The sequence below is a fragment of the Photobacterium leiognathi genome (assembly GCF_030685535.1).
Classification (GTDB): Bacteria; Pseudomonadota; Gammaproteobacteria; order Enterobacterales; family Vibrionaceae; genus Photobacterium; species Photobacterium leiognathi.
In genome coordinates this window covers 2,936,046-2,956,105 of the sequence record NZ_CP131601.1, presented here as the reverse complement: position 1 = coordinate 2,956,105, position 20,060 = coordinate 2,936,046, and the positions used below count along the sequence as shown (strand labels likewise).

Below are 20,060 nucleotides of genomic sequence, written 5' to 3'. Positions count from 1 at the left end.
TAAATGAGTCATGTAAAAGTAACGAGGATGAAATTAAGGATAAGGGGTAAGTGATGTTTGAGTTTCTATTTTTACTGACTTTTGCATTAGTGTTGGTTTTTACTGGTGTCAGCATTATAGGCATGATGATCGCAGTGGCTGCCGGATTTGCCATTATGGCAGTGGTTGGCATGCTGGGATTAGTGATTAAATTATTACCTTGGATTTTGCTGATTGCGGTGGTGATTTGGTTAGTACGAGATAATAAAGAAGTACAAAATTACAAAGAACGTTTGTCTCGTAGTCGTCGTTACTGATTGCACTGCTGCTAGCATCGATATGATATTTTGATGAAAACACTGCCGATAAAATAATAAATAGTTGTTTTTGATATCTTCAGCTCAAAAAGATGATCAAAAGAGATAAGAGCAGTGTTTTTTTACTGTTTCTGGTATAGTTTCGCCGTTTTAAAAATTATTAATGATGAAGAGCGGAGACTCGGCATGAAAAAAGTAATGCTTTCAGTTGCAGCAGCAGTAGCATTAGCGTCAGCTGTACCAGCACAAGCAGATACCCTTTTAGGTGTTAAAGTGGGTGCTGATGCATGGTTTGCAAACGCTAAAGTTGATGGCAACAAAAGTGATGACACATCTGGTTCTTACTACGCATCAATCGAACATTTTATTCCACTAGTACCTAACTTTATGGTTCGTTACAACAATATCGATACGGGTAATGTTGCATTTGAACAAAGTGATTTAACAGCGTACTACGAAATTTTGGATAACGATCTTGTTGCGTTAGATCTTGGTGTGACAGTTTCTAAATTTGGTAGCGTGAAGCTAAACAATGATGATCGTTTCAGCGATTGGCAGCCAACGCTATACGGTAATGCAGAGATCGGCATTCCAGCAACGCCACTAACTGTATTTGCTCAAGCAAACGCAGGTAACTTTGACGGCACACGCCTATTTGACGGCCAAGCGGGTGTGAAATACACCATTGGTTTAGTGGCTGCAGATCTAAACATCCGTGGTGGTTACCGCATGATGGATTACGATTTTGATAAAGCGAAAAATACTGGCGACGTTGATTTAGATGGCTGGTTCGCAGGTGTTGAAGTCGACTTCTAAGTCTTCTTGAGCTAACGAATTAATAAAAACCACGACACTATCGTGGTTTTTTTATTGGCTGTTTTTAGGATTTTGTACCATTTTTAAATATGAGCAATCGATCTTTTAGACTGAGCCAAAATAAGTGACAGCAGGATAGGGAGTAAGGTTATGACGCTAACTGAGCTAAAGCACCTTTATGCTACCCAAGAGTTAGTTGAAGCCGTGGTAGAGCCTTCCATTGGTGATGGTTACATTGTTGAATTTCGTCATCGTCGTGGGGGATTAGTGCCATTAACAGACGGAGCAGGAAGTGAACGCTGTTACAGTGATATTGATAGTGCAACACAACAAGCATTCGAGGTTGGATTTCATCAAGTTAGGATCGCTGACGAGTATTAAAATAAGTAAAAATACCTACCCAATAAAAGCGAGATAATAGCCGTTATCTCGCTTTTGTTTTTTTATTAACCTTTAAAAAGGTTATAAAACATTCTTATCTATTCTTTCTTGTTATTTAATGAAATGGCTAATCTAACAGTACGCAATGAATAGGGATCGTCGTGTCATGTTAGTGAAGGAATTATCGGCTTTAGCCAGTCCACTCAATGATCAACAAATGGATCAACTGAAACAAGCTGCGGCAGCATCGTCGCCACAACAGCTTGCGTGGATCAGTGGCTACTTTTGGGGATTAAGCCAAACCCAACCGCAAACGGCTGCAGATCCTGCAGCACAAAATAATGTACTGGCTGCGGCAAAACCAGCCGGTAAACTCACCATCATTTACGCCTCGCAAACAGGCAATGCTAAGGGCGTTGCTGAAGCATTAAAAGAAGAAGCAGAAGCGGCAGATATCGCAGTGCAACTTTTCTCTGCGGGCGATTACAAAGGTAAAAACTTAGCGAAAGAAACGCACGTTATCATCGTGGCCTCTACCCACGGTGAAGGTGAAGCACCTGATGATGCGATTGAATTACATGAGTTTTTACAATCGAAAAAAGCACCTAAATTACCAGAGCTGAACTATGCAGTCATTGGTTTAGGTGACTCAAGCTACGAGTTCTTCTGTCAAACAGCAAAAGACTTTGATAGCTACTTAGCTAAACTTGGCGCGCAGCCAATGCTTGAGCGCCTCGATTGTGACGTTGATTATGAAGCGCCTGCTGCCGAGTGGCGTCAAAAAGCGTTAGCAAAAACCAAAGAAACGTTATCAACAGGTGAAGCTGAAGTGGTTCAGTTACCTGTAGGTCAAAAGCCAGCGGTAGTCTCTTCTTATAATAAACAAAATCCATACACTGCTAACTTATCGGTAAGCCAAAAAATCACAGGACGTAACTCAGGTAAAGATGTTCGTCACATTGAAATTGATTTGGAAGAGTCCGGTCTGACTTATCAACCGGGTGATGCATTGGGCGTGTGGTATGACAATGATCCACAACTGGTTGATGCAATTATCGCAAAGCTCGGTTTAGATGCAGATAGCTCTATTGAGGTTGATGGCGCATCTATCAGTCTACGTGAAGCACTTATCAGCAAATACGAAATCACCGCTTCTAACCCACAGTTTGTGACTAAGTATGCCGAGCTTTCAGGCAGTAAAAAGCTAGAAAAGCTGGTGGCAGATCGTGAAAAACTGCGTGAGTACTCTGCGAAAACACAAATCATTGATGTGTTAGGTGAGAAGAAAACGGCCTTAACCGCAGAGCAACTAACAGGCTTACTTCGTCGTCTAACGCCGCGTTTATATTCCATTGCTTCAAGCCAAGAAGAAGTGGGTGAAGAAGTACACCTAACAGTAGGTGTGGTTGAATACGCACAAGGTGAAGAACAACGCCAAGGCGGCGCATCAAGCTTCTTAGCCCAGCGTTTAGAAGAAGGCGGTGAAGTAAAAGTATTTGTTGAAACCAACAATAACTTCAAGCTGCCGGCTGATGATAATACCCCGGTGATCATGATTGGTCCGGGTACCGGTATTGCGCCATTCCGTGCTTTTGTTCAAGAGCGTGAGAACCGTGATGCAGAAGGTAAGAACTGGTTATTCTTTGGCGACCGCACTTTCACTGAAGATTTCTTATACCAAGTTGAATGGCAGAAATACCTAAAAGATGGTGTGGTGACGCAAATTGATGTGGCATTTAGCCGTGATCAAGCTGAGAAAGTCTATGTTCAACACCGCATTTTAGAGCAAGCTGCACAAGTGTGGCAGTGGCTACAAGATGGCGCACATGTCTATGTGTGTGGTGATGCTAACCAAATGGCAAAAGATGTTCATCAAGCGCTGATCACAGTGATTGAGCAACAAGGCAATAAAACGCGCGAGCAGGCTGAGCAGTATCTAAATGATCTGCGTAAGGATAAGCGCTATCAAAGGGATGTGTACTAATGACTGATCAAAAATTATCAGATAACGAACGTCTAAAGCGCGAGAGTAATTTTCTTCGCGGGACTATTGAGCAGGATCTGGGCGATCGTATGACCGGTGGTTTTACGGCTGATAACTTCCAGTTGATCCGTTTCCACGGCATGTACCAGCAAGATGACCGTGATATCCGTGCCGAGCGTGCTAAACAAAAATTAGAGCCACTGCATAACGTGATGTTACGTGCACGTATGCCGGGCGGTATTATCACGCCTAAGCAGTGGTTAGCGATTGATAAGTTTGCTGATGAGCATACCTCTTACGGCAGTATCCGTTTAACCACTCGTCAAACTTTCCAGTTTCACGGTGTGTTAAAGCCAAACATTAAATTGATGCACCAAACGCTAAACAGTATTGGTATTGATTCTATTGCTACAGCGGGTGATGTTAACCGAAACGTTCTGTGTACGACTAACCCAGTGGAATCTGAGCTTCACCAAGAAGCATACGAGTGGGCGAAAAAGATCAGTGAACACTTGCTACCAAAAACTCGTGCGTATGCGGAAATTTGGTTAGACGGTGAAAAGCTAGAAACAACTGATGAAGAGCCAATCTTAGGCAGTAATTATTTACCGCGTAAGTTTAAAACCACGGTGGTGATCCCGCCGCAAAATGATGTTGATGTTCATGCCAACGATCTTAACTTTGTTGCGATTGCTGATAACGGCAAGCTAGTGGGTTTTAACGTGTTAGTTGGTGGTGGTTTAGCGATGACTCATGGTGATCAGTCCACCTATCCTCGTCGTGCCGATGACTTTGGTTTTATTCCATTAGAGAAAACATTAGATGTGGCAGCGGCAGTTGTTACCACTCAGCGTGATTGGGGCAACCGTTCAAACCGTAAGAATGCAAAAACCAAGTACACGTTAGACCGCGTAGGTAGTGATGTATTTAAAGCGGAAGTTGAAAAACGTGCGGGTGTGAAGTTTGAAGACAGTCGCCCATACGAGTTCACAGATCGTGGTGATCGCATTGGTTGGGTTGAAGGTATCGACGGTAAGCATCACTTAGCACTGTTTATCGAAAACGGTCGTTTACTTGATTACCCAAACAAGCCGTTAAAAACCGATGTTGCTGAAATTGCTAAAGTACACAAAGGCGATTTCCGTATGACGGCTAACCAAAACTTAATTGTTGCGGGTGTGTTAGCGAAAGACAAAAAGAAGATCGAGAAGATCGCGCGCGATCATGGCTTGATTGATGATGGTGTCAGTGAGCAGCGTAAAAACTCAATGGCCTGTGTATCACTACCAACGTGTCCGTTAGCAATGGCAGAAGCCGAACGTTTCCTACCTGAGTTTGTGACCGATGTTGAAGGCATTTTGGCAAAACACGGTTTAGAGAAAGATGAAAACATCATTTTGCGTGTGACAGGCTGTCCGAATGGTTGTGGTCGAGCGATGTTGGCGGAAATTGGTCTCGTTGGTAAAGCGCCAGGGCGTTATAACCTGCACTTAGGCGGTAACCGTAATGGTACTCGTGTTCCTAAGATGTACCGTGAAAATATTACGGTAGCACAAATCATGGATGAAATTGACGGGTTAGTCAGTCGTTGGTCGACAGAGCGTCAAGAAGGCGAAGATTTTGGTGATTTCACTATTCGTGCTGGCATCATTGAAGAAGTAAAAGTATCGAAGAGGGATTTCTATGGCTAAATTTCAACTGGCTGAGTTACTTGAGCTGCCTAAAGTGAGTCAAATTATTCAGCTGGCTGAAATTAATGCCGCGCTGGAGGAAATGACGGCGGAGCAACGAGTAAGCTGGGCTATCGACAACCTTGATGGTGAGTTTGCGTTAGCATCAAGTTTTGGTATTCAATCGGCTGTTATGCTGCATTTGGTGACCAAGGTAAAACACGATATTCCGGTGGTATTGACCGATACTGGATATTTATTCCCAGAAACGTATCAGTTTATCGATAGTTTAACCAAGCAGTTAGAGCTCAACCTGCATGTCTACAGTGCCAAACAAAGTGCGGCATGGCAGGAGGCACGTTATGGTCAACTATGGCTGCAAGGTGTCGATGGCATTAAGCAATATAACCGACTGAATAAAGTTGAGCCGATGCGCCGTGCGTTAGATGAGCTTCAAGTAAAAACGTGGTTCTCAGGGCTGCGCCGTGAACAATCAAGCTCTCGTGCCACACTGCCTGTACTTGCTATCCAAAATGGTCGCTTTAAGTTCCTGCCATTAATTGATTGGAGTAATGAGCAAATCGATCAGTACCTTAAACAGTACGATTTGCCTTACCATCCATTAAAAGCGCAGGGGTATTTATCGGTTGGTGATGTGCATACCACAGAGAAATGGCGGCCGGGGATGAAAGAAGAAGAGACTCGTTTCTTTGGTCTTAAGCGCGAATGTGGTTTGCATGAAGACAACGATACTGAATCTGATGGTTCTGGTATCTGATCCCTCCTATTCATTGCGATAAAATAAAAGGGCGAGAATATCTCGCCCTTTTACTTTTCTATAAAAGCCAGTTGTTATTTCGCAGTCACAGGGGCTGCTGATGTTACAGGGCTCCAAATCTTGTTTAATGCGCCAACCAGTTCATTGCTTGCACCACGTTCGCTTAAGAACTGCGTCACGATTGGTGCGAATTGATTAACCATACCAGGATTCATGCCCAGTAGTGAGAACACTTTATCGATGTTCTCTTTGGTGCCGAGTAACTGACCTAAACCTAGCGGTAATGATTCAGTTAGCTTTTCTGCACCAGGAATTAATTTGGTTAGTTCTTGGCTTTGTGGGCCAGTTAATTCACTTGCAGCCATGCTTAATAGTGCGCCTGCACCGCCTGCTGCTTGCTCTGGTTTAACACCAAGACCCGTTACTAATGCTTGAGTTAATGGGTTTTCAGCAATTTGGGTAGCGACTTGATCGGATTTTTCACCCCCTAGCGCATTCGATAGATCGGTAAGGCTGAATGCGTGGCTCATCGCGCTAGTTGATAATAAAGCGGTTGCGATGACAGTTGTTAAGATACGACGTTTTTCCATGGGGTACTCCTTCATTGAGCTATCACTATCCTAGTGTAGTTATAATTTTTGTAATGATTGCCTATTTAAAACGATGATGGCGACTTAATCTAGCCTGAAAACTGTGTTTTCACCCAATAAACACTGTTCGATAGATATAAAAAAACGACGCCGAAGCGTCGTTTTTTAAGAAGAAGCAATATCTTATAGGATATCTAGTAGCTCAACTTCGAATACTAGTGCAGCGTATGGAGGAATTGCAGCACCTGCGCCACGCTCACCGTATGCTAGGTTTTGTGGGATGTATAGTTTCCACTTAGAACCTACAGGCATCATTTGTAGAGCTTCAACCCAACCAGCGATAACGCCAGTTACAGGGAATTCTGCAGGTTGACCGCGAGAAACAGAGCTGTCAAAAACAGTACCGTCTGTTAGCATACCGTGGTAGTGCACGCGTACTTGCTTGTCAGAAGTTGGGATTTCACCGTTACCTTCAACTAGAACTTCGTATTGAAGACCAGAATCAGTTACAGTAACTTCTGCACGCTGTGCATTTTCAGCTAGGAACGCTTCGCCTTCTGCAGCTGCTAGTTTAGCTTGAGCTTGACGAGCTTCGTCTGCTTTAGTGTGAAGTTCACGTAGTGCATTGTTGATTTCATCAACTTCGATTTCTGGCATTTCGCCAGCAAGAGAAGCTGCGATACCCTTAGCAATTGCTGCTACGTTTAGGCCTTCAAGACCGCTTTGAGCTAGTTGTTGGCCCATTTGAAGACCAATACCGTAGCTTGCTTTAGACTCAACTGTATCTAGTTTAACGTCAGACATTATCGTCATCTCTTAATGTAGAATGAATTAAAGCAAGCAGGATAACAGTTTCGCCCCTCATGGGTAAACGTTTGTAACCATTATTCGCAAATTGCGTGACATATGAAGCTCTGGAGTGCTGTATATGGGACAGGCCAAACGCCGTTCGAAAACAAAACAAGCGTCACAACGACGCAGTGTGAATTTTAATATCTCAGGGATCACCGAAAAATGTCGCCAGCTTAAAGAAGGTGTAAGCCGTACTTGGCATCGCTTTCCACGTTTTCATCGCTGGGCGCTGATGATCCTGGTACCGATTTTTGTTGCGGTATTGATGTTGCCATCATCGGCACAACTAGAACAAGATGATAGCCCAGCAACTTCCGTTCGTCGTGATATTCAGCTAAATCTTGGTGGTGTCGCGGATACTCAAACGACAACGAATGTGGCTGGTGGAACAGCATCAAATAATGTTGCTAATACAGCGGTGAGTAAACGTGCTGATGTGGTATTAGATACGGCAGATTTAACAGAAGACAAACGTATGAAAGCGGTGGGCGGCTTGGAAGATAACGGTCCTGCGCCTGAGAAAAAGCCTAAGTTGCAAAAAATTTACCCTCTTAATGGTGGTAAAGCATATGTGATCGATGTGGCTACGCAAAAGCCAGCAGCAACGACACCTGCGAAGCCTGCAACATCTAGCTCATCAACTTCTAATTCATCAACAACGAGCAAACCTAAAGCGGTAGCTCCTGCTTCTGCTGGTCAATGGGTAAGTTATAAAGTGCCTGCGGGTAAAACATTAGCTAGTGTCTTTAGAGATCGCTCATTGCCGTTATCTGACTTATTCGCCATTGCGAAAGTAGAAGGTGCGGGTAAGCCGATCAGTAATGTACAGGCAGGTCAAATGCTGACGTATCGTGTTAACAGTAATGGTCAAATTGATGGCTTGAAGATTGATGGTAACGGTATTTCTGCCACTTATTACCGTCGTAGTAATGGTGGTTATTACCGCCAATAAGCTATACCTAAATACAATTATTAAAAAGCCCACTTCGGTTCACTGAAGTGGGCTTTTTCTATTATTACTCTCTATATTGAGAGCGAATGTTTAAGGATTCATTGGCGTTAAGTGTTTGCGTCTCGGTTTTGGCATCATCGGCAGAATGATCAATAAAATACCGAATAGGGTGAGCGCATCTAAACTTTCGTTAAACCAAACCCAGCCAAAGATGGCGACAAATATCAGTCCTGAATATTCTGCAAGCCCGATTTGATGGGTTTCACTTTGGCGATAAGCCATGACCACACAGCCTTGATAACCCAACGTAAACAGGGCACTGGCAGCAATTAAGCCAAGGTTTTCCATCGATATTGGTTGCCAGAAATACCATGCTAGTGGGGTTGCAACAGGAAGCGATAGTACACAAGTCCAAAATAGTGTAGTCGCAACACTTTGAGACTCTGGCAGTTTTCGTACCAAGACATTGTAAAGTGCCAATGTGGTCGCTGTACCTAATGCTGCAATGGCTGCCCAGTGAAATTGGGTGGGGCGTAATACAATGAGAATACCAATAAAGCCAACCGCTGTGGCTATCACTTTGCTTTTGCTGGGGTTCTCACCTAATAACAGCATAGATAATGGGATCATCAGCAGAGGCGCGGCATAAAACAATGCATTTGCTGTTGCTAAAGGTAGATAAGTCAGCGCAACCAATAACATTGAGCTTCCTGCTAACACTAAGTAAGCGCGAATAGTATTGATCTTCCAACTACCTACTGCACGTTTAGGCTTAGCTTGCGATAACCATAACGGCAGAATGATCACTAGGCTTAATATTTGGCGAAGAAACATGTATTGAAAAGGGTGAACTTCGCCATTGAGTAGTTTGACTGCCACATCAGAAAGCGAGGCAGATAAGTTGCCGAATACGAGTAATAAAATTCCCAGTGAAACGGCACTTAATTTCATCTTGGCTGGCCTTGGGTCAGGATCATATCAACATGCGGAATGCCATCTTCAAGATACATCTCAGAAGTTTGCTCGAATCCATGCTGACGATAAAAATGAATGAGATGCTCTTGCGCACCGATCTCAATCGTTGCATTCGGCCAAAGACGGGCAGCGTTGGCGAGTCCTTGTTTGATGAGCTCATGACCGATGCCATTACCACGTGCTTCTTGTGCTGTGACCACACGACCAATGCTGACGTTATCGTAAGTAAGCCCCGGGCGTAATAAGCGTAAGTAAGCGATCAGTTTGCCATCTTGATAACCGAGTAGGTGGTAAACATCATCCTCGCGATCATTATCATCAAGATCAGGGTAAACACAGGTTTGCTCGACGACAAAAATATCAGATCGAAGCTTTAGTGCATCATAAAGCTGGTGGGGTGTGAGTTGTGCAAAAGAAAGGCATTGCCAAGTAAGCATCAGGTGTTCTCTTTTAGGCGATAAACAAAGTTATCTTCATAGTAACCTGAGTCTTTCAATGCCTCATTAACCATTGTTAATTTCGTTGTATTATTGTGGCTGTGCTTGCCTTTTTTTAATGCGGCTTAAACTAATCGGCGTGATCCCTAGGTACGACGCAATCTGGTAGTCCGTTAGTTTAAAATTAAGCTCCGCAAAACTTTGCGTAAACAATTGGTATCGCTCTTCAGGGCTGTACATCAACATAAAGCGCTCTTTGTTTTCTTTAAACACCAACTGACGTTCTAATAAGTTGATATACAGTGTTAAGCCTTGGGCACGCCATGTTTCAATTAACGCAATCGGTAGTGCAATAAGCTGACTGGTTGATAAGGTTTCTAATAGAAAAGGCGACGGGGATTGGGTGATCAGCCCTTCAAAGCCAATTAACGCATCTTGATCCCAATAAAACTCTTTACTGAATTGTTTACCGTTTTCAGTGAGATAACAGGCATGGCACAGTCCATCGAGTAAAAAGTAAAATTGCTCAGCTTGTTGACCTTGATTGAGCAAGATATGACGAGTAGGCAGTTCTAATATTTGAGCGTGTGCTAATGTTTCGTCAATGGTGGTTTGCTCTGCGCCAAATTGTTGAAGAAATTCGGCAAGTTGAGAAAGTTGTGCGGAATGCTTCATGGTAGCTCACTCTTTAACAGTAAAAAAATACCGCAGACAGTGCTGCGGTATTGATAGCTTACTTTATTACGACGATTATTTCGCGTGTTGTAAATCCAATTGGTAAATAGCAAAGCCAGTTGGTGTTGTTTCAACTTGGGTCATTGGGTACTGACCTTTGTCTTTAATGAACTTGGCTGCTTTTTCACTATTGGCGGTTTCAAAGCGAATATCTAACTTTTTATCACTCTTCAGTGGTGTGAAGTGCCAGTTGTTATCAGCACTCGGTATTACTTGGCCTTTCTCTTTACTTACACGGCTGATGTAGTCTGAAAGTACAGTACGGTTTTCATCTGGTGATGCGAACGCGACAAACTTCTCACCTGTACCTGCAAACTTACCGCTGTAAGCTCGGTAGTTATTGGTCGCGATAATGAATTTTTGATTGTCAGCAACAGGCTTACCGTTGAAAGTTAGATCTTTAATACGGTTTGCTGTTGGGTTCACCACCTTACATTCACCGTCATATTTCGCTTGTTGTGAAATATCGATGTTGTAAGTTACGCCATCAATCACATCGAAGTTGTAAGTACGGAAACCATCCCAGTTGATCAAACCTTGTGGTTTATCACTGTTAACATCGATTTGGTTAAATTGACCAGCAGAACACTCCAGCCACTCTTTTACTTCTTTACCTGTCACTTTCATTGCAACAAGGGTATTTGGGTACAAGTATAAGTCAGCAGCGTTACGGAAAGTCAGCTGACCTGCTTCTACTTCAGTAAAGTTGGTTGCATCGTTACCACGACCGCCAGCTTTAAATGGAGCGGCAGCAGACAGAACAGGGATACCGTCTAGATCAGGATCGCCTTGAATGAAGCGCTCAACATAATCTTTCTGTGCAAGGTTAACGATTTGTACCGTTGGATCATCTTGTACCAGTGCAAGGTAGCTGTACATCACATCGCTTGCTTTACCGATTGGTTGGTTAACAAAATCACGAGTCGCGTTATGATCCACTTTTACGGCTGCGACTAATTTAGGATCGGCATCAACGATAGGCTTTTGCGTCGCTTTGTCGAAAATAGGGCGAGCTTCAGTTTGTGCTGAAGTCACTTTCCAGCTGTTGCCATCTTTATCCAGCACCAAGTCCATGATACCCACGTGATCGCCCCAGCGACCCGGCATTACAGCAGGAATACCATTGATCGTACCTTTCTCTACATCTGCGCCCGGTAGGTTAGCAAAATCTTTGCTCGGGAATACTGCGTGTGAGTGACCAAAGGCAATCGCATCAATGCCCTTAACTTGTGTTAAGTAGTAAACCGAGTTTTCTGCGCCTACTTTGTATGGGTCTGCCGCAACACCTGAGTGTGGAATTGCCACGATGATGTCAGCACCTTCTGCTTTCATCTGTGGAATGAATTTCTCAGCGGTTTGCTTAATGTCTTTTGCTTCCACTTTACCTTCTAAGTTCTTCTTATCCCACACCATGATTTGTGGCGGTACAAAACCGATGTAACCGATCTTCACTTGTTGATCGTTACCATCGATGTCTTTGAAGGTGTATTCCTTAATAAGGTAAGGCTTAAATAGGTTTTTGCCTGTTTTTAGATCGTAAACGTTAGCATTAATGTAAGGGAAGTCAGCACCTTCAATGCTGGTATCAAGGAAGTCCAAACCATAGTTAAACTCGTGGTTACCAATGTTACCCACATCGTAATTAAGTTGGTTCATTACCTTGTAAACAGGGTGTACTTCACCGTGTTTGATCCCTTTGGCTGCCATGTAGTCACCCATAGGGCTACCTTGTAGCAAGTCACCATTATCAACTAATACGCTGTTTGTTACTTCACCGCGTGCTTTCTCAACTAACGTTGCTGTTCGCACTAAGCCTGTTTTGTCCGTTGGTTTATCTTTGTAGTAATCGTAATCCATCACATTGGTATGGATATCGGTTGTTTCTAGGATACGTAGCTTGATGGTGTCTGCAGTAGCAGGGCCTGCAAGCGTGAGTAAACCGCCAAGGATCGCAATTGATAAAGGCTTAGCTGATAACGTCATGAATATCTCCAAACGGGGTAGGCAAAAAAGCAGGCGTAAGGTATCAAATATGCTGATAAACGCTGTTAGCTGTGTCGCACTATTGTGCTATCGATCTCGTTTTTTTTGATGGAGTGTTACTGAGATCGAATATTGCGGTTCGATTTAACTCATTTGAAGGTGAGTTATTCGTCATAACCTAGACAGAAAAGGCATAACGTTTAGGGGAGCGATTTGCTTGCTTCCCTAGTGCAGGCAATAAAAGTGAGATTTATCACTATATATTCGTCTTTATATAGCGAAAGCCTCTGATTAGTTTCATTTTGGCGAAAAGGCAGCGTTTTGCTAAACATTTTGGAATAAAAAATGAAATTTTAGAATTTCAAGTAATATCTAGCCCCCTCTATAGTGCATCTAGGGATAAAAAGAGGGGCTAATGATGGATTACTTGCCAATTTTTGCAGATTTAAAGCGTCGACCGTGTTTGGTTGTCGGTGGTGATGACAGCGCGTGGCGTAAAACCCGTATGCTATTAAAAGCAGGGGCTGATGTGCGTGTCATTGCCCCAACGTTAAATGCGGATTTCACTGCTGCATTAGCCCAAGGACAAATTCAACATGTAGGTGAGATCTTTTCACCTGACGATCTTGATGGCATTTTCTTAGCTATCGCGGCAACGGATCGCAAATCTGTTAATGCCCTGGTGTATCAATCAGCCAATCAACGTCAAGTGTTGGTGAATGTGGTAGATGATACCCAACGTTGCAGCTTCATTGTTCCCTCTATTGTTGATCGTTCCCCAATCATTATCGCGATTTCTTCGTCAGGCCAAGCTCCTGTACTGGCTCGCTTATTACGTGAAAAGCTAGAAGCGTTACTACCACAACATTTAGGACGTATGGCGACTATCGCAGGTAATTTCCGTCAGCGTTTATCACAAACTGTTTCGTCTTTTTCTGCTCGTCGTTATTTCTGGGAGCAAGCCTTCAACGGACGATTTGGTGATTTAGTTGCTGCAGGTCGTGAGCAAGAAGCCGAACAAGAGCTGGTGGCATTAACCCATCAAGCACCTCCTCAAGGCCAAGTGGCATTAATTGGGGCAGGTCCAGGTGATGCAGGATTACTAACTCTTCGTGCATTGCAGTTAATGCAACAGGCCGATGTCGTGCTTTATGACTATTTAGTCTCTGATGAAGTCATGGATCTTGTTCGCCGTGATGCAGAGCTAGTCTGTGTTGGCAAAAAAGCAGGTTTTCACAGCGTGCCGCAAGAAGAAACCAATCGTTTAATTGTTCACTATGCCAAACAAGGTAAGCGTGTCGTGCGTTTAAAAGGTGGCGATCCGTTTGTGTTTGGCCGCGGTGGTGAAGAATTAGAAGTGCTATTTGATGCTGATATTCCATTTCAAGTCGTACCGGGTATTACTGCCGCTGCAGGTGCTACCGCTTATGCTGGTATTCCTCTCACTCACCGTGATTATGCCCAAACTGCCATGTTTGTGACTGGGCATTTAAAGCCTGATGGTGACACCTTGGATTGGTCAACGCTGGCTCGTGGTAAGCAGACTTTAGTGATTTATATGGGCTTGATGAAATCGAGTCATATTCAACAGCAATTATTAGAGCACGGTCGTGGTGCAGACACTCCGATAGCCATCATTGAACGTGGCACGCAGAAAACGCAAAAAGTATTAAAAGGTCAGTTAAGCGAACTGGCTCAATTAGCTCAACACGCTGCTTCTCCCTCGCTGATTGTTGTAGGAGAGGTGGTAAACCTATCGACGAAATTAGATTGGTTCACAAAACAGGAACAGTCGCTACAGCAGCAAGATGCGGTAGTTAAACTGGCATAGTATGGAGAGAGAGATGGACCCGAAACGTTTAACCCACCTCAAGCAGTTAGAAGCGGAAAGTATCCACATTATCCGTGAAGTAGCGGCTGAGTTTGATAATCCAGTGATGATGTACTCTATCGGTAAAGATTCATCGGTGATGTTACACCTTGCACGCAAGGCATTTTATCCGGGGAAAATTCCGTTCCCATTGCTGCACGTTGATACCGATTGGAAATTCCGTGAGATGATCGAATTTCGCGATCGAACTGCAGAAAAATACGGTTTTGATCTATTGGTACACAAAAACCCAGAAGGGTTGGCGATGGGATGTAGTCCGTTTGTTCACGGCTCATCAAAACATACCGATATCATGAAAACCCAAGGCTTGAAGCAGGCGCTGGATAAGTATGGTTTTGATGCCGCTTTTGGTGGCGCACGTCGTGACGAAGAAAAATCTCGAGCGAAAGAGCGCGTGTATTCCTTCCGCGATAAGAACCACACATGGGATCCGAAAAACCAGCGTCCTGAGCTATGGAAAACCTATAACGGCCAAATCAATAAAGGCGAAAGCATTCGCGTCTTCCCGCTATCAAATTGGACTGAGCTTGATATTTGGCAATACATTTACCTTGAAGGCATTGAAATCGTACCGTTATACCTATCGGAAGTGCGTCCTGTCGTTGAGCGCGATGGTATGTTGATCATGGTCGACGACGATCGTATGGAACTACAGCCAGGTGAAACCATTGAACAAAAGAGTGTGCGCTTTAGAACCTTGGGCTGTTACCCGCTAACGGGAGCCATTGAATCAACCGCAGATACGCTGCCTGGCATTATTGAAGAGATGCTGGTGGCAACATCGAGTGAGCGACAAGGCCGAGCGATTGACCACGATCAGTCCGGATCTATGGAATTGAAAAAACGCCAAGGTTACTTCTAAGGAGAGAATAATGAATAGCGTGATTGAACAACAGGTCGCTGAGCTCGGTATCGAAGCTTACCTTGACCAACACCATAATAAATCTCTGCTGCGATTTTTAACCTGTGGCTCAGTGGATGACGGTAAAAGTACGCTTATCGGTCGACTATTACATGATTCACACCAGATTTATGAAGATCAGTTAGCAGCCATTCATACCGACAGCCAGAAAGTCGGTACTACAGGTGATAAACCTGACTTGGCACTGCTGGTTGATGGTTTACAAGCTGAGCGTGAGCAAGGGATCACCATTGATGTGGCTTACCGCTACTTTTCAACCAAAGCACGTAAATTCATTATTGCCGATACTCCGGGGCATGAACAGTACACCCGTAATATGGCAACAGGGGCTTCAACTTGTGATGTCGCGGTTATTTTGATCGATGCGCGTAAAGGCGTATTGGATCAAACTCGTCGTCATTCTTACATTGCGAGTCTATTGGGTATTCGTCACTTTATCGTTGCGATTAATAAAATGGACTTGGTGGGTTTTGATCAAGCGCGTTTTGAATCTATCCGTGAAGAATACTTAGCGTTCTCGAAAAAACTGAATAGTGATATCAATATTAGCCTAGTGCCATTATCAGCACTTGAAGGTGATAACGTTGTTGGTTTGAGCGATAAAACCCCTTGGTATCAAGGTGACTCATTATTGACGTTATTAGAGAAAGTTGACCTAGCCCAAGATCAAACCTCTGATGCGCTGCGTTTCCCTGTCCAATACGTTAACCGTCCTAATCTTGATTTCCGTGGTTTTGCAGGCACATTGGCATCCGGTGAATTACGTGTTGGTCAAACAGTACGTGCATTACCATCAGGTAAAACATCCACTGTTGAGCGTATCGTTACCTTTGATGGTGATCTTGAAGTGGCGCATCCAGGTTTAGCTGTCACTGTAACCTTGGCTGATGAAATTGATATTAGCCGTGGTGATACGTTAGTGGCTGGCGAGGAAACTGTACCGCTAAGTAATAACGTATTAGCTGATATTGTTTGGATGGGGGAATCACCATTAGAAACAGGCCGCCAATACGATATTAAAGTAGCAGGTAAGAAAACCGTCGGTACGGTTGATGCTATTCGCCACCAAGTGGATATCAACAACCTTGAAACCTTCAAAACGGAAGCATTGCCCTTAAATGGTATTGGTCTGTGTGAAGTGAGCTTAAATGAAGCGATTGCGGTAGATAGTTACCAAGCGTGTAAAGACAACGGTGGCTTCATTGTGATTGATCGTTTAACCAATGTAACGGTTGGTGCGGGTATGGTTCGTGAAGCGTTAGATGCGAAACAAAATACTACGCAATACTCAGCCTTTGAAGTTGAATTAAATGCCCTGATCCGTAAGCACTTCCCGCATTGGGATGCGAAAGATCTTAGCAAGTTGCTAGGGTAATCATCATGGGATGGGAGCAAGCGATCGTTCTCGCTATGTTGGTAGTGATCATTCTTTGTTTACTGGCAACCAAGATCAAACCTGCCTATCTCTTTGCAGGGGCTGCGTTTATTGGTTTTCAGTCAGGCATGATCGATTTACCTACCTTGGCGGGTAACTTTACTAATTCGTCATTATTGACTTTGGTATTGTTGATCCTTGTTTCTATCGCATTAGAAAAAACACGGTTGATAAGTTGGGTAGGGCGTCAGATCTCACAGGGCGGTCAAAGCTCTGTAGTGACTAAGCTCGGTTTATCAACCGCGTTATTATCATCATTTACTAACAATACGGCAGTAGTGGTCTCACTGATTGGTGCCATTAAACGTAATCAACGCCATGCACCTTCTAAATTATTGTTACCTTTATCCTATACGGCGATTTTAGGTGGCACCTTAACGCTGATCGGTACATCTACTAACTTAATCATTAATAGCTTTGTTGAAGATGCGGGACTTCCGAGTTTAAGTTTCTTTGCGCCAAGTGTTATTGGCCTTGCTGTTTTAGTTATCGGTCTGGCTATTCTTATTCCGCTTAGCCACTTATTACCAAGTTATGATGATCATGCTGACGATCAATTGCCTTATTTTCTTGAAGCGCGAGTAAAAGCAGATTCACCTCTGGTCGGAAAAACGGTGGCTGAAAACGGCTTACGTGCATTACGCCGTTTATTCTTAGCTGAATTGATCCGAGATGGTGAAACAATCGCACCTGTTTGCCCTGATACCAAATTAAAAGCAGGGGATACCTTATTATTTTGCGGTGATGTAGAAAGCGTCACTACTTTACAAGAAATCCAAGGGTTGAACCTTTTTGGACAACATCACCTTAATGGTCAATCCATGATGGAAGTGATCGTGAGCCATTCAGCTGGGATCAGAGGAAAAACTTTAAAGAGTACACGCTTTAGAGAAAACTTTGATGCAGTAGTCGTCGCCATTCGTCGTGGTCACGAACGCCTAGCTGGTGGATTGGGTAACATTGAACTACATGCTGGCGATACCTTAGTCATCGTGCCGGGCAAAACTTTTCAACAGAAGAAAACCACGTTAGATCGCGAGTTCGTATTAGTAAACGGCTTAGATTCCAGTGCCCGATTAGATAACAGTAAAAGTGCAGCAGTATTAATGGGATTTCTTACTGTTATTGGGCTCGCTTTATTGGATGTGCTGCCCATTATTAAGGGGCTAGCGGCTTACTTACTCGTGATGGTCGCGGTTGGGATTATTTCTTTTACTGAGTTACGTCGCCGATTTCCGGTAGATATTGTGGTGATAGTAGGCTCTGCGCTCACTCTTGCGCAATTGATGATAAGTACTGGGTTATCTGAGCGTATGGGGGAAGCGTTAATCACGGCTTTCAATGGTTGGGGAATATATGGCGCATTGATAGCTGTGTATCTCATGACATTAGTATTGACTGAGCTGGTGACTAACAATGCCGCCGCCGCTTTATCATTCCCCATCGGTTATAGCCTAGCATTGGCTTATAACGTTGATCCTATGCCTTTTATTATGGCGGTGTTATTTGGCGCGAGTGCGAGCTTTATTTCACCTTACGGTTATCAAACCAACTTACTGGTCTATAGCGTTGGTAACTATAAATTAAAAGATTATCTACGGATTGGATTGCCGATATCGATAGTCTATTCAGTGGTTGTTCTCAGTTTGATCCCACTGTTATTTCCTTTCTAATCACTAAACAACGGAGTGTGTTATGACAATCACACCACAAGTCCATGATGATAACGAAAACATTGTTTGGCATCGTCATACCGTAACAAAAGCATTACGTGCCGAGCAAAAGCAGCAGAAACCTTGTGTGTTGTGGTTTACAGGGTTAAGCGGTGCGGGTAAATCAACTGTCGCTGGTGCACTGGAAAACAAACTGGCTGAGCTTGGTCATCACACTTATCTATTAGATGGCGATAATGTTCGTCATGGTTTATGCCGAGATTTAGGTTTCTCCAGTGAAGATCGTCGTGAGAATATTCGCCGTATTGGTGAGGTTGCAGTGCTAATGGCAGATGCGGGTTTAATCGTACTGAGCGCGTTTATTTCACCTCACCGAGAAGAAAGACAGCTGGTACGTGATCTTCTTCCTGATGGCGAGTTTATTGAGGTTTTTGTTGATACACCTTTAGTCGAGTGTGAAAAACGTGATCCGAAAGGCTTGTATAAAAAAGCGCGAGCAGGTGAAATCAAGCAATTCACTGGTATCGATTCGGAATACCAGTCGCCGTTATCGCCTGAGATCCATTTAGCGGCAGGAAGTCACGCAATAGAAGAGCTGGTGGCGCAGTGTATCGAACACCTTAAGTCACAACAGATCATCAGCTAATACACAATAAGGAGAAAGGGATTGGCAATGTTACTCGACGAAATATATAGCATCGCTTTAGAAGCCGGTGCTGCCATTATGGATCGTTACCATGGTCAGGTTCAGATCGAACAAAAATCAGATAGTAGTCCAGTGACCGATGCCGATCTTGCCGCAAACGAAATTATTGTTACCAAGCTAAAGCAATTAACTCCCGATATTCCCATTCTTTCAGAAGAGTCAGCGCATACTGACTGGCAAGAAAGACAACACTGGGACAGCTTTTGGTTAGTTGATCCTCTTGATGGAACCAAAGAGTTCATTCGTAAAAATGGCGAATTCACCGTTAATATCGCATTAATAAAAGAAGGGAAACCTGTATTAGGGGTTGTCTATGCGCCAGCATTAGAAAAAGCATGGTTAGGGAATGGCGAAAAAGCATGGCTAGAAACCAAAGCGGGGCGTGAGCCAATTAAAGTCAGAGTGGCAACAGTACCAACAATTGTTGGCAGCCGCTCTCATCCATCACCAGAACTTGCTCAATATCTAGAACATATTGGTGAGCATAAAATGACGGAAGTCGGATCATCCTTAAAGTTCTGTTTAGTAGCAGAGGGCAGGGCTCAACGTTATCCACGCCTAGGGCATACAATGATGTGGGATACCGCTGCTGGTCAGTGTGTTGCAGAAAGTGCTGGGGCTATTGTTGCTGATCTTGATGGACAACCTCTGAATTACCACAGAGAAGAATTATTGAATTCGTCATTTATTGTTTCAATTAAAGACTAAACTTAAAAAATTACGAAAAGGCATATGAGTTTACTCATATGCCTTTTCTTTTTGATATAAGAAACTCGTTAAATTGTGCAAAAAGTGATGATTTTAAGGCTTATCGTTGGAAATTTTTGCATTTAACACTTTTTTCTTGAAATACTATTGCTATATCTCACGACCTCCCTATAATGCGCCTCCATCGACAGGTAATACGGACGGTTAGTAAGTTATTTACAACCTGTGTATAACTTGTAGTTAAGCGGTTTATAATAAAAACTAGCTTGAAAATTA

At 43.5% G+C, this 20,060-nt stretch carries 19 protein-coding genes; 13 read left to right on the top strand and 6 right to left on the bottom strand.

The window, feature by feature from the left end:
• The first annotated feature begins 53 nt into the window (after positions 1-53).
• From pspG to Q7674_RS20280, 6 genes are all read left to right on the top strand, one after another.
• Positions 54-296 carry an envelope stress response protein PspG gene (gene pspG / locus Q7674_RS20305; protein WP_008986113.1) on the top strand — a complete coding sequence of 81 codons (243 nt, stop codon included), beginning with the start codon at positions 54-56 and terminating at the stop codon, positions 294-296.
• A 186-nt stretch (positions 297-482) separates the two neighbouring features.
• The gene (locus Q7674_RS20300) at positions 483-1,112 is read left to right on the top strand and encodes a TIGR04219 family outer membrane beta-barrel protein (RefSeq protein WP_023932176.1); all 630 of its coding nucleotides are present in this window, start codon (positions 483-485) and stop codon (positions 1,110-1,112) included.
• A gap of 150 nt (positions 1,113-1,262) precedes the next feature.
• Positions 1,263-1,493: a hypothetical protein gene (locus Q7674_RS20295; RefSeq protein WP_008986115.1), complete on the top strand. Its 231-nt coding sequence runs from the start codon at positions 1,263-1,265 to the stop codon at positions 1,491-1,493.
• A gap of 166 nt (positions 1,494-1,659) precedes the next feature.
• Positions 1,660-3,477 (top strand): assimilatory sulfite reductase (NADPH) flavoprotein subunit, encoded by a 1,818-nt coding sequence (locus tag Q7674_RS20290; RefSeq protein WP_045064925.1) that lies wholly within the window; start codon positions 1,660-1,662, stop codon positions 3,475-3,477.
• The gene (gene cysI / locus Q7674_RS20285) at positions 3,477-5,168 is read left to right on the top strand and encodes an assimilatory sulfite reductase (NADPH) hemoprotein subunit (RefSeq protein ID WP_305423215.1); all 1,692 of its coding nucleotides are present in this window, start codon (positions 3,477-3,479) and stop codon (positions 5,166-5,168) included. Before Q7674_RS20290 ends, cysI begins: the two co-directional genes overlap by 1 nt.
• On the top strand, positions 5,161-5,925 hold the full coding sequence (locus tag Q7674_RS20280; RefSeq protein ID WP_045064923.1) for a phosphoadenylyl-sulfate reductase: 765 nt from the start codon (positions 5,161-5,163) through the stop codon (positions 5,923-5,925). The genes cysI and Q7674_RS20280 overlap by 8 nt, the downstream gene beginning before the upstream one ends.
• A 74-nt stretch (positions 5,926-5,999) precedes the next feature.
• Here Q7674_RS20280 and Q7674_RS20275 read toward each other — a convergent pair whose 3' ends face one another.
• Both Q7674_RS20275 and bamJ read right to left on the bottom strand, forming a co-directional pair.
• The gene (locus Q7674_RS20275) at positions 6,000-6,515 is read right to left on the bottom strand and encodes a DUF2780 domain-containing protein (RefSeq protein ID WP_008986119.1); all 516 of its coding nucleotides are present in this window, start codon (positions 6,513-6,515) and stop codon (positions 6,000-6,002) included.
• 183 nt (positions 6,516-6,698) lie between these two features.
• Positions 6,699-7,319 (bottom strand): BamJ family beta-barrel-assembly machinery protein, encoded by a 621-nt coding sequence (bamJ, locus tag Q7674_RS20270; protein WP_008986120.1) that lies wholly within the window; start codon positions 7,317-7,319, stop codon positions 6,699-6,701.
• Positions 7,320-7,443: 124 nt separating this feature from the next.
• Here bamJ and Q7674_RS20265 point away from each other — a divergent pair, with 124 nt between their 5' ends.
• Entirely contained in the window at positions 7,444-8,319 is an 876-nt protein-coding gene (locus Q7674_RS20265; protein WP_045064922.1) for a LysM-like peptidoglycan-binding domain-containing protein, read from the top strand.
• 90 nt (positions 8,320-8,409) lie between these two features.
• Here Q7674_RS20265 and Q7674_RS20260 read toward each other — a convergent pair whose 3' ends face one another.
• The 4 genes from Q7674_RS20260 to Q7674_RS20245 form a co-directional block, all read right to left on the bottom strand.
• A complete protein-coding gene (locus Q7674_RS20260; RefSeq protein ID WP_045064920.1) occupies positions 8,410-9,270 on the bottom strand; it encodes a DMT family transporter in 861 nt (286 codons plus the stop codon).
• Entirely contained in the window at positions 9,267-9,731 is a 465-nt protein-coding gene (locus tag Q7674_RS20255; RefSeq protein WP_045064919.1) for a GNAT family N-acetyltransferase, read from the bottom strand. Before Q7674_RS20255 ends, Q7674_RS20260 begins: the two co-directional genes overlap by 4 nt.
• Before the next feature lie 90 nt (positions 9,732-9,821).
• Positions 9,822-10,406, bottom strand: a complete 585-nt coding sequence (locus Q7674_RS20250) for a Crp/Fnr family transcriptional regulator (protein ID WP_045064918.1) — start codon at positions 10,404-10,406, stop codon at positions 9,822-9,824.
• 75 nt (positions 10,407-10,481) lie between these two features.
• Positions 10,482-12,449 (bottom strand): bifunctional 2',3'-cyclic-nucleotide 2'-phosphodiesterase/3'-nucleotidase, encoded by a 1,968-nt coding sequence (locus Q7674_RS20245; RefSeq protein WP_305423211.1) that lies wholly within the window; start codon positions 12,447-12,449, stop codon positions 10,482-10,484.
• A 418-nt stretch (positions 12,450-12,867) separates the two neighbouring features.
• Here Q7674_RS20245 and cysG point away from each other — a divergent pair, with 418 nt between their 5' ends.
• From cysG to cysQ, 6 genes are read left to right on the top strand one after another with little or no spacing between them, the layout of a single operon-like run.
• On the top strand, positions 12,868-14,280 hold the full coding sequence (gene cysG / locus Q7674_RS20240; RefSeq protein WP_045064944.1) for a siroheme synthase CysG: 1,413 nt from the start codon (positions 12,868-12,870) through the stop codon (positions 14,278-14,280).
• Between the two features lie 13 nt (positions 14,281-14,293).
• Positions 14,294-15,202, top strand: coding sequence for a sulfate adenylyltransferase subunit CysD (cysD, locus tag Q7674_RS20235; protein WP_008986127.1), 909 nt, complete (start codon positions 14,294-14,296; stop codon positions 15,200-15,202).
• 10 nt (positions 15,203-15,212) lie between these two features.
• The gene (cysN, locus tag Q7674_RS20230) at positions 15,213-16,637 is read left to right on the top strand and encodes a sulfate adenylyltransferase subunit CysN (protein ID WP_305423209.1); all 1,425 of its coding nucleotides are present in this window, start codon (positions 15,213-15,215) and stop codon (positions 16,635-16,637) included.
• 5 nt (positions 16,638-16,642) lie between these two features.
• A complete protein-coding gene (locus Q7674_RS20225; RefSeq protein WP_045064915.1) occupies positions 16,643-18,370 on the top strand; it encodes an SLC13 family permease in 1,728 nt (575 codons plus the stop codon).
• Positions 18,371-18,392: 22 nt separating this feature from the next.
• A complete protein-coding gene (gene cysC, locus Q7674_RS20220; protein WP_045064913.1) occupies positions 18,393-19,016 on the top strand; it encodes an adenylyl-sulfate kinase in 624 nt (207 codons plus the stop codon).
• A gap of 27 nt (positions 19,017-19,043) precedes the next feature.
• Positions 19,044-19,784 (top strand): 3'(2'),5'-bisphosphate nucleotidase CysQ, encoded by a 741-nt coding sequence (cysQ, locus tag Q7674_RS20215; protein ID WP_201798098.1) that lies wholly within the window; start codon positions 19,044-19,046, stop codon positions 19,782-19,784.
• The last annotated feature ends 276 nt before the right edge of the window (positions 19,785-20,060 follow it).